The sequence below is a fragment of the Plectonema cf. radiosum LEGE 06105 genome, assembly GCF_015207665.1.
GTDB classification, from domain to species: domain Bacteria; phylum Cyanobacteriota; class Cyanobacteriia; order Cyanobacteriales; family Nostocaceae; genus Rivularia; species Rivularia radiosa_A.
On the sequence record NZ_JADEWL010000053.1, the window covers coordinates 32,249 to 42,196 of the forward strand.

Below are 9,948 nucleotides of genomic sequence, written 5' to 3' on the forward strand. Positions count from 1 at the left end.
AGTTAGGAGTTAGGAGTTAGGAGTTAGGAGTTAGGAGTTATTACACCTTTAACCTTTAACCTTTAACCTTTAACCTTTAACCTTTAACCTTTAACCTATTTCCTCAACACCACTTGAAAAGAATTCAAATACCCTCGAATACTTTTACTCAGATACTTTTCCTGCTCCTTTGTGGTAATTACCATCGCTTGATATAAACGCCCTTCAGCAAAAAACATCCGGTTTCTAGTGATTTTACCGCCAGAATTTACGTATTCAATTTCTTTACCAGGCTGATTGTTGGAACTACGGATGTCTTGCTGACTGATTAATTTTGACTGCGTTGTTTTTAAAGCCATATCCCGCGCATTGTTCAACACAATTTCGGGGTTTGCCAAATCCCCGTAACTATGGGGAAAATCGTTGTATGCGACAACATAGGCTACTTGCTGTTTAGCAGGTTGAGCGAGAAAGATGTTTAAATTAATCTCTCCCATAAAGGTTTTTTTGGTTTCGCTCATTGCTTTTGGCATTCCCGGCATTAATACCTTGAAACTACCATCTGGGGAATTAAATACTCTCCATTGTGACTGGCTAGCTTGAGCTATAGCTGTTTGCTGCATTTGTACTTCTACTGCTGTCAGACTACTGAGTACCAAACCAGCCGCAATTAAAGGTAAAAAAGATTTTTTTGTCATAGTTGTTGCTTAAGAAGATGCTGATATTACTTAACTTGTTCGCTCCCGTTATAACCTAGAAGCACTAATTGCAGCACCTATTAAACCAACTTGAGAGTTAAGAATTATATGTACAGGAATGTCTTGCAAGATGCTTCGCATTCTACCTTTACTACTGAAATTCAATAAAAAACTGCCGTTTTTGATTAAGGGAAGGATTTTTGGTCCAATTCCACCAGCAATATACAAACCACCATAAGGTAAAAGTTTCAGAGCCAAATTTCCCGCTTCCGCACCGTATGCTTCCACAAACAACTGCATGGTTTGTTCAGAAAGGCGATCGCGCTTTTCCACAGCAGCCGTACCAATTGCGGCACCGGGATCTACACTTTTTTCTTGTCCTGCTTCTCGTTCCCATGTTCTCACAGCTTGAGCAACTTCGGGTGATTCTGCGGCAATTTTTCGATCTCGCAAAAATTGGTAAATTGATACTATTCCCATGCCGGAAACTACTCTTTCTGCCGATACCCGTTGAATATCGTGTTTATCAAGCAAATATTTCAACAGTTGAAATTCCAATTCTGTACGAGGAGCAAAATCAGAATGTCCCCCTTCTGAAGGAAACACTTGATAAGCACTTCCAGTTTTAATTAAAAATCCTTGCCCCAAACCAGTACCCGCACCAATAATACCAATAGGTGCTTCGGGATTCGGTTTACCTTCTTGCAAGGTTAAAGTATCTTCTGTTTCTAAACCCAAAATACCATAACCAACAGCAGCGAAATCGTTGATTAAAGCAACCTGAGCAATACCTAATTGTTCTTGTAAACGGGAAGTATCCAGAAACCAAGCAAGATTTGTCAATTTAGCCGTATTGTTGATCACAGGGCCCGCGATCGCAAAACAAGCTTTTTGTGGTGTCGGTGTATCAACTGCGGCTAAAAATTGCTTTACTATCGGCACTAAATCGGGAAAATCTTTACTAGAATAGCGTTCTTCGTGCAAAGTACGTAATACAGGCTTATCTGAGGCTTCAACTAAGCGCAGAATAGTCTTTGTACCGCCGATATCTCCTGCTAATAATAATGTCATAATTTAGTTGATGGTTGTTGGTTGATGGTTGTTAGTTGATGGTTGTTGTTTGTTGGTTGTTGGTTGATGGTTGTTAGTTGATGGTTGCCGGTTGTCGGTTGTTGGTTCATAGTTATTACTAAAAATTCACCTTTGACCTTTGACCTTTAACCTTTAACCTTATTTAATTAAACCTCACCACTTGTTCGACTTCTGTCAAATGGGAAGTATCTCCTTTTAACTCCAATAACCATTTTGGTTCTTGACGAACGACTTTTACTAAGCTACACAAAGAAGCTTTGACTTCTGCGATCGCAATATCTCCTACTAAACCCATGGCTGCACCTAGTACTGATGCACCATGTCCAACTAATAAAATATCTTGGGGAGAATATTCCCTTGCTAAACATCTAGCAGTTTGTGCGGAACGTTGACGCATTTTTTCGCGAGTTTCGGGATAATTGGCTGCGATTTGTGATGTGTAGCTAATGTCGATCTGAGGATAAAATTGAGCTAATTTTCGAGTTGAAAGTTTTCTTGGTTCTTCAGTCATCCAATCGGGATTTAACCATTCACTCAATCCAGTTTCCAACTTGATCGATAAATCTAGAACCGAGGCAATTATAGCTGCTGTTTGTACGGTGCGTAAAAATGGGGAAGCGAAAATATGACTAATGTTTTCTTTCTTGAGACGGTTTGCTAATTGCTGCGCCTGTACTATACCATCATCTGATAGCGGTGGGTCATAACGTCTTTCGGCTGTTAAAAACCATTCGGGGTTTACAAAGTCGAGACGATTAGCGTGTCTGGCTATCCAGATGATTTGCGACATGAGATAAAAGCTGAGAATAATGCAGAATTAATTAAGAATTAATATTATTACATTAATCGTAATTGTTTGTAATATCCTTTGTAAAGGGTTTTTGCGCTAGGTAAAAATAAAATTTTATTCGTAGGGAGTGGTTTAATTCTCTACATCTGGATAGTGGACAAATTTTATTTTCAGCTATTTTGACCAATTTAATACCCACTATTCGGATACTGTAGGGGAGTTTGAGTTGAATAAGGAGAATTAAACTGTTGTATATTGGGTTGTTGAAAATTGGTATTGCCGTTGTTAATCGGTAAATTATAAGTATTAGGATTAACTGTTGGGTTGTCTCTATTAGTCAATCTATTATAGATATTATTAACCCTTTGCTGTATTTCTGGATTATATCTATTACCTGTTATTGGAGTGTTATTAAAGTTGTTATAGGGATTTTGTATTTGATTATTTAAAGATTGATTATTAAAATTTGACTGATTGTAGTTATTTGTAGGTAGTTGATTATTATTAAAGTTATTATAAGGATTTTGTATTTGATTATTGAAAGTTGGATTATTCAAAGTTGGATTATTGAAATTCGTTACAGGTAATTGATTATTAAAATTTGGATTTGGTTGATTATAATTCGTTACAGGTAATTGATTATTAAAATTTTGTTGATTATAAAAATTATTGTTAGGATTTTGTATTTGATTATTTAAACCAGATTGATTGAAATTGCTATAGGGATTTTGCTGTTGATTATTCAAAGGTTGATTAAAAATAGTAGTATCAACAAGGGGAGTAGTTTCGCTTTGCCGCAATTGTTGATTTAGTGATGAAGTTGGCACAGTTGAGCTATTATTATTTAGCGGTAATTGACCAAAATTATTTGTATTAGTTGAAGGATTGTTTGAAGTATTAATTGATGTTGTTGTTGAATTCTCTTTACTTTGATTATTTGACTGATTTATTGCTGCCTTTAAAGCACTTTCGGAAACTCCATTCTGATTTTGATTCGCTGAATTACCACTGTTTATACCCAGATTAAGTGAACTTTGAGGAGTTTGTAAACCAGAAGCAAATGGAGATAAACTATTAGTTAAATTATTAGTGTTTCCACCCTCTTCTTTGCTACGAAAATTAAATTTTAATAAATTCTCAGCTTGACTTATAAAAGGGTTTTGCGACGATGTTAACGAATTATTAGTATTATTAGATTCTGATGTTGTATTTGATTTGATTTCGTTTGTTGTTTCATTCTTTTTAGATAACTCTAATATTTTTGATAATTGCTCTTCGTTTTGTTTTTTTAATTTATTACTATCTGGAAAATTTGTAATTATCGGTATCTCGGCTTTTTTTTGGTCGTAATCAAGTATTGATAAATTATCGATATCAGCAGCAATAGCTCTATCTTCTTCCGACAGTGAAGATTGATTTGATGATGTCGGTGAAGATGCTGTTTGATTTTGAGCAAATTTTAAAAAGTCGGGATTTGTCCAATATTCTCTAATTACAAATCCCATCCCAGCTAAAAAAACCGCTGCAATTAGAAAACTCGGACGGGTTAAAACCGATAACCGAGCTTTAAGGTAACGTAAACGAGGGGAAGCAAAGCGAGAACGTGACATAAGCAACTCAACTTCAAATTTAAAGACTTATTTTAACTTAATTAACTTAATTCAGATTATTATCTAATCCTAACGGTTTTAACCCAGAATTTGTTTTTTATTTCTTAACTCTTAACTAAGTCGGCACAAAATTTCCCCAGCTATCATCATAGAAGTCGGCTTTTTGGTTTTGCTGATTTGATCTATGAAGCGGATTTTTTGGAAAACCGAAATTATTGTAGAGACGTGATATATCACGTCTCTCTACATTTAAAATTCATACCTGGATTCAGCAACATCGGGTTTTTAGAATATTCTATCGCTAATACCAAAAAAAGCTGATCAAAACCCGACTTCTTAACTATTAACAGATTGCTGGTTTCGCATTCTTTCAGAGCTACCTGTGGGAATAGATGCAATCAATTTTTGAGTATATTCTTCTTTTGGCTCCCGGTAAATTTGTTGTGCATTTCCACTTTCGACTATTTCACCGCGATTCATCACCAAAATTCTATCACTAATAAATTTGACAACGCTCAAATCGTGGGAGATAAAAATATACGTTAAACCAAACTCATCCTGTAATTCTTTAAGCAGATTTAATACTTGCGCTTGTACCGATACATCTAAAGCAGAAACGGACTCATCACAAATGATAAACTTAGGATTCAAAGCTAGGGAACGTGCAATACAAACTCGTTGACGTTGACCTCCAGAAAATTGGTGCGGATAACGATTCATTGCATCAGCACTCAATCCAACTCTTTCTAATAAATATACTGCCCGCTGCTGTCGTTCTTTTTTATTCTTACCAATAGAGTGAATTACCAAAGGTTCCATTACCGCTTCTCCTACCTTCATCCGCGAGTCTAAAGCACTAAAAGGATTTTGGAAGACGATTTGCATTTCTCGACGCAGTTTTTGTAATGCTTTTCCTTGGAGTTTAGTGATGTCTCTCCCTTCAAAAATTATTTGACCGTCTAAAGGTTCTACCAATCGCAGTAAACTTCTACCAAGGGTTGTTTTACCGCAACCCGATTCTCCCACTAATCCCAAGGTTTCCCCTTGTTTAACTTCAAAGGAAACGTTATCTACTGCCATAAAATAGCGTTTAGTACCACCAAACATTCCCTTGATGGGATAACCGACTTTCAAGTTACGGATTTGTAAAAGCGGCTGTTGTTTTTCTAATGTTGCTAATCTTTGAGCAATTTCTGCGGAAGTTACTTCCGGTGGTTCTGCTGGTTGTTTTGCTTTAATTATTACATCCCCTGTGGGCGTTTCTTCTACATTCATGTAGTCGGAAACTGTCAGCAATTTTTGAGGATGACGGTCTAAAGTTGGACGACAAGCGAGCAAACCTTTGGTATAAGGATGTTGGGGATTTGTAAATATTTGTACTGCATTACCTTGTTCAACGATTTTTCCTTTGTACATCACGGCGACTTTATCCGCAATTTCCGCGATTAATCCCAAATCGTGGGTAATAAAAATCATCGCCATATTGCGCTGTTTTTGCAATTCTGCGAGTAAATCTAAAATCGTCGCTTGTACTGTTACATCTAAAGCGGTTGTGGGTTCATCAGCGATTAGCAGCAATGGGTTACACGAAATTGCCATTGCAATCATCACCCGTTGTAACTGTCCCCCAGAAAGTTGATGGGGAAAACGTTCTAATATTGCTTGTTTATGTTGTTTAACAAGCTGTGGAAGCTGTTGTTCGTCTAGTAATTTCGGCGATGTTTTAATTAAGTTCTCACGAATTTGCTCGTCACTAGGAAGCAGCTTTACTTCTTGCAAACTATCAATTGCTTTTTCACGTGCTTCTGTTTGAGAAATATTCTGATGTCGTAAAATTGCTTCTGTTAGCTGAAATCCAATGTTATAAACCGGGTTGAGCGAAGTCATCGGTTCTTGGAAAATCATCGCAATATCGCCACCCCGGTAGAGTTGCAGCTCTTTTGCTGGTAAATTCACTAAATTCAGTGCTTCACCATTTTCTTGAGGACGAAACCAAATTTCACCACCGCTAATTCTACCAGGATTCTGCAACAAACCGATCACAGCCAGAGATGTCACAGATTTACCGCTCCCCGACTCCCCGACTATTCCCAAAGTCTCTCCTCTATGCAATTCAAAAGAGATTCCGTTTACTGCTTTGACAACGTTACCATCATCGGAAAATTCAACTTGCAGATTGCGAACATCTAAGACTGTTTCTCTCATGGAAGTCGGGGGTAGATTCTTAACTTTAATTTAACTGGATTTTAACAGGAGCTTGGGATTTGTCAGTAATGTTAAGTGATTTTTAGGATTTTGGCATCAAAAGTGGCTGAAAAGTTAAATAAGTAGCCATCATCAACTGCGTACACCAGAATGAATGAAAAAAATTCTTCCCTACAGCAAAGCTGCCTTTTTTCAAGCTAGTTGGACTTTCCGGAAAGTTCATTTGTCGAGACAGGCAACAGGGAACAGAAAAACAAGGTATATAATTAATTCTGTCTAAGTACTTAGTTATTTGATTTTTCAACATTCTTTTGGCGTTGCTGGATTCTACTGTCGTTCATTTTTGCCTAAATCCTGATTTATTTACATTTTTGATTAAAAACGAAACTCCTGTACAGACCTAGCCGGGCTTACGTCCCAAATCACCTGAAATCACCACTTGATAATATTTTGATTAAACAACACCAAAATTGTTTCCAACAAAAACTAAATATTCTAAATATTCTAAATATTATAGATATTAGATAGGTTATAACAAATGTTGCAATAGATACGGTAACAAATGTAACGAATATTTGCTTTGTGTTTGTTTTGTAAACTATAAATGCAAAATTATTTGTGATGCGGTGAAAAATTAAAGACGTTGCAATGCAACGTCTCTACATCTAACAATACCTAAAACGGTATCTCATCTTCGGGAATGTCTTCTTGTACCTTTGCTGGATAGCTACTAGGTTCGTAATTGTCAGTTTGGGGTGCGGGTTGCGGCTGAATACTCTGGGGAGGTGGGGTATTAACTTTATTTATCGGTATAGTGGTTGTAGCTACGGGAGATGGCTGGGGAGTGGTAATCGGAATTGTTTGAGTTTGTTGTGTTTGCATCCCATTGATGGGAAACTCACCCGATAAAGAATTATCTCCCGTAGAGTTCATCTCAAACCCTGTTCCCAAATGCTGAATTTGCTGAACCGTCATTTCAGCACGCTTCTCTTTGAAACCTTCCGGACGTTCAATTGTATTCATGTTCAAACGTCCAATCAAAATCACGCGATCGCCAATATGATAGTTTTGTTGAATTTCTTTGGCTAAGTTACCCCAACCCACTACTTTTAAGTTGGCTGGAGGGTCATTTTCTCGCAATCCCCCAAACTGTACCAGCATTTCCGTAATCTCTAATTGATTTTCTGCTGTATAACGCAGTTCGGGTTCTTGAATAATTTCTGCCATCAATACACAACTATTCATTTAATCCTCCTAAATATCTCCAATTAAATATTTGTAAGTTGCCAACAACAAATAAAAATTAAAAAATTAAATTATACTTGCTGTGATGAATTTCATTTATGTTATGTTAAATTTTTACCCGTTTTTCAAACTTTGTTAATCAAATCAAAAATTAGTTTCTCACCTAAAACCTATTTTTATGATAAAAGCCAAGGGAAAGTTACTAACAAACATTTATAATCAATCGTTCGGCAACTTTCCTTGACTGGGGAACGCCGGCGGTGTACCGCTGACTACTGATTCTGTTTTTCAGTACTAGTGTACCATTAAAATCAACAAGATCGACACAGGGAACCTTTTTCAATTTCCTGGATTGCAATCTTTATAGCTTCTTGAAACGATTTACACCCAATTTCATCAACGCACATCAATTCATAACCTTTCCATACTCGATATCCCCATCGTTTATCTAATGCTTCATGAGAATGATAATATGGCTGTATTACGTAGCTTTTATACTTGACAATTTCTTTTGTAATATACATATATTAAAGTGTCTCCACAACATCACCGGGGAACGCCGGTCGGCGGAGTGCCGACGACTTATCTGCGCGGACACCCTTAAATCTTCGTTGAGCGGCATCACACTCTAACTTTAGTGCAATCACTGACACCGACAATTTAAAATTTACATATATATTTTCGGTGTAAAAGATTGATAAAGAAAGCTTTAGAAAATACAATTGAATGAAATTTGATTTAAATTAAATTCATACTTATAAATATTTAACAACAGTGATATTGCTGAGTATTTAATGAGATTTAAATATGGCAATAATACTTAATGTAAGTCTATTTACTTTCTTTTCCCAAATCTAAGTTGTATTATTAGCCCAAACCGTTCTACTCGGCGAAAGGTCATCGTTCAGTGTCAACAATTAAAAAATATTGCTATGGTCAGGACTCGTGGCGCAAGTTGTTTTAGAAAACGTTTACAAGAGTTTTCCTAATCGCAAAGCTGAAAATGTTGCTTCTAAGGGCGCTCATCGTACCGAAAGTGTGAATGTACTGCGGCGAATTAATCTCACCGTCAAAGATGGCGAATTTATGGTAATGGTGGGACCTTCTGGCTGTGGAAAAAGCACCTTGCTGCGGTTAATTGCAGGTTTAGAGGATGTTACGGGAGGTAATATTTCAGTAGGGAATCGTCTTGTAAACTACCTTCCTCCTTCTCAAAGAAACATTGCAATGGTGTTTCAAAATTACGCTCTTTATCCCCACATGACGGTGTATGACAACATCGCTTTTGGATTAAGATTGCAAGCAAATAGTGCAGAAAAACAGCAAGGAAAATTATCAAAAATAGCAGTAAATCTACTGGTAGCGACAACAAAAAAGTTACCAAAAGGTTTGCGATACGTTTCGGATCGAGAAAACTTAGTCAACGAGAAAGTAAGTAGTGTAGCGCAATTATTGCAAATTGAAGAGTTGTTAAATAGATATCCCAAGGAATTATCTGGGGGACAAAGACAGCGAGTAGCCTTAGGACGAGCTATTGCTCGCAATCCCCAAGTATTTTTGATGGATGAGCCGCTTTCTAATTTAGATGCAAAATTAAGAACTCAAACCCGCGCCCAGATAGTCAAGTTGCAACGTCAACTAGGTATAACTACAATTTACGTTACTCACGACCAAACAGAAGCAATGACAATGGGCGATCGCGTCGCAATTCTTGATCGCGGTGAAATAATTCAGGTTTCTCCCCCATTAGAAATTTATAATCGTCCCGCAAATCGTTTTGTAGCAGAATTTATCGGTTCACCACCAATGAATTTTATTACAGTTAAATTTCAGTCACCTTGTTTGATTACTAAAGGTGATTTCCGCTTAACTTTACCAGAAGCCTGGGGTAGCGCCTTACGAAAATATAACGGACGAACCCTGATATTAGGAGTTCGTCCGGAACACTGGCATTTAAGTTTACCTGCGACTAAGAATTTACCAGCACAAGTAGAATGGACAGAAAACCTCGGCAACGATAGTTATCTGGCAGTCAAACTGATTGAAACAAGCTTTCAAAAAGAATATTTAACAACAGATTTACTACAAGTAAGATTACCACCAGAAAAATTGGTAAATAGGGGAGAGAAAGTATGGTTATCCCTAAATCCAGAGAAAATTCACTTTTTCGACCCAGAAACCGAATTAGCCATATCTCCTAAAAGTAATTACCTATCTTTACCGTTTGAATAAGGTGAAAAAAGGTTAAAGGTCAAAGGTTAAAGATTAAAGGTTAGAGGTTAAAGGTTAGAGGTTAAAGGTCAAAGATCGAAGGTTATAACTCCGGTGG

General features: G+C 36.9%; 7 protein-coding genes. 1 reads left to right on the forward strand and 6 read right to left on the reverse strand.

The window, feature by feature from the left end; translation table 11 throughout:
- Nucleotides 1–95 precede the first annotated feature (95 nt).
- The 6 genes from IQ247_RS16405 to IQ247_RS16430 all read right to left on the reverse strand — a co-directional run bounded on the left by IQ247_RS16405 (nucleotide 96) and on the right by IQ247_RS16430 (nucleotide 7,619).
- On the reverse strand, nucleotides 96–677 hold the full coding sequence (locus IQ247_RS16405; RefSeq protein WP_193921758.1) for a hypothetical protein: 582 nt from the start codon (nucleotides 675–677) through the stop codon (nucleotides 96–98).
- 48 nt (nucleotides 678–725) lie between these two features.
- The gene (locus tag IQ247_RS16410; protein ID WP_193921760.1) at nucleotides 726–1,748 is read right to left on the reverse strand and encodes a glucokinase; all 1,023 of its coding nucleotides are present in this window, start codon (nucleotides 1,746–1,748) and stop codon (nucleotides 726–728) included.
- A gap of 163 nt (nucleotides 1,749–1,911) precedes the next feature.
- Nucleotides 1,912–2,559, reverse strand: a complete 648-nt coding sequence (locus tag IQ247_RS16415) for a histidine phosphatase family protein (RefSeq protein WP_193921762.1) — start codon at nucleotides 2,557–2,559, stop codon at nucleotides 1,912–1,914.
- Between the two features lie 188 nt (nucleotides 2,560–2,747).
- Nucleotides 2,748–4,169 (reverse strand): hypothetical protein, encoded by a 1,422-nt coding sequence (locus tag IQ247_RS16420; RefSeq protein ID WP_193921764.1) that lies wholly within the window; start codon nucleotides 4,167–4,169, stop codon nucleotides 2,748–2,750.
- A 336-nt stretch (nucleotides 4,170–4,505) separates the two neighbouring features.
- Nucleotides 4,506–6,374: an ABC transporter ATP-binding protein gene (locus IQ247_RS16425; RefSeq protein WP_193921766.1), complete on the reverse strand. Its 1,869-nt coding sequence runs from the start codon at nucleotides 6,372–6,374 to the stop codon at nucleotides 4,506–4,508.
- A 675-nt stretch (nucleotides 6,375–7,049) separates the two neighbouring features.
- Nucleotides 7,050–7,619: a single-stranded DNA-binding protein gene (locus IQ247_RS16430; protein ID WP_193921768.1), complete on the reverse strand. Its 570-nt coding sequence runs from the start codon at nucleotides 7,617–7,619 to the stop codon at nucleotides 7,050–7,052.
- A gap of 945 nt (nucleotides 7,620–8,564) precedes the next feature.
- Here IQ247_RS16430 and IQ247_RS16435 point away from each other — a divergent pair.
- Complete coding sequence (locus IQ247_RS16435) at nucleotides 8,565–9,851, forward strand: ABC transporter ATP-binding protein (protein ID WP_193921770.1); 1,287 nt, start codon at nucleotides 8,565–8,567, stop codon at nucleotides 9,849–9,851.
- Nucleotides 9,852–9,948 lie beyond the last annotated feature (97 nt).

Excerpts from the sequence above, each read along its gene's own strand:
- IQ247_RS16430 (WP_193921768.1), bottom strand. The coding sequence starts at position 7,619 with ATGAATAGTTGTGTATTGATGGCAGAAATTATTCAAGAACCCGAACTG.
- IQ247_RS16405 (WP_193921758.1), bottom strand. The coding sequence starts at position 677 with ATGACAAAAAAATCTTTTTTACCTTTAATTGCGGCTGGTTTGGTACTC.
- IQ247_RS16415 (WP_193921762.1), bottom strand. The coding sequence starts at position 2,559 with ATGTCGCAAATCATCTGGATAGCCAGACACGCTAATCGTCTCGACTTT.
- IQ247_RS16420 (WP_193921764.1), bottom strand. The coding sequence starts at position 4,169 with ATGTCACGTTCTCGCTTTGCTTCCCCTCGTTTACGTTACCTTAAAGCT.
- IQ247_RS16425 (WP_193921766.1), bottom strand. The coding sequence starts at position 6,374 with ATGAGAGAAACAGTCTTAGATGTTCGCAATCTGCAAGTTGAATTTTCC.
- IQ247_RS16410 (WP_193921760.1), bottom strand. The coding sequence starts at position 1,748 with ATGACATTATTATTAGCAGGAGATATCGGCGGTACAAAGACTATTCTG.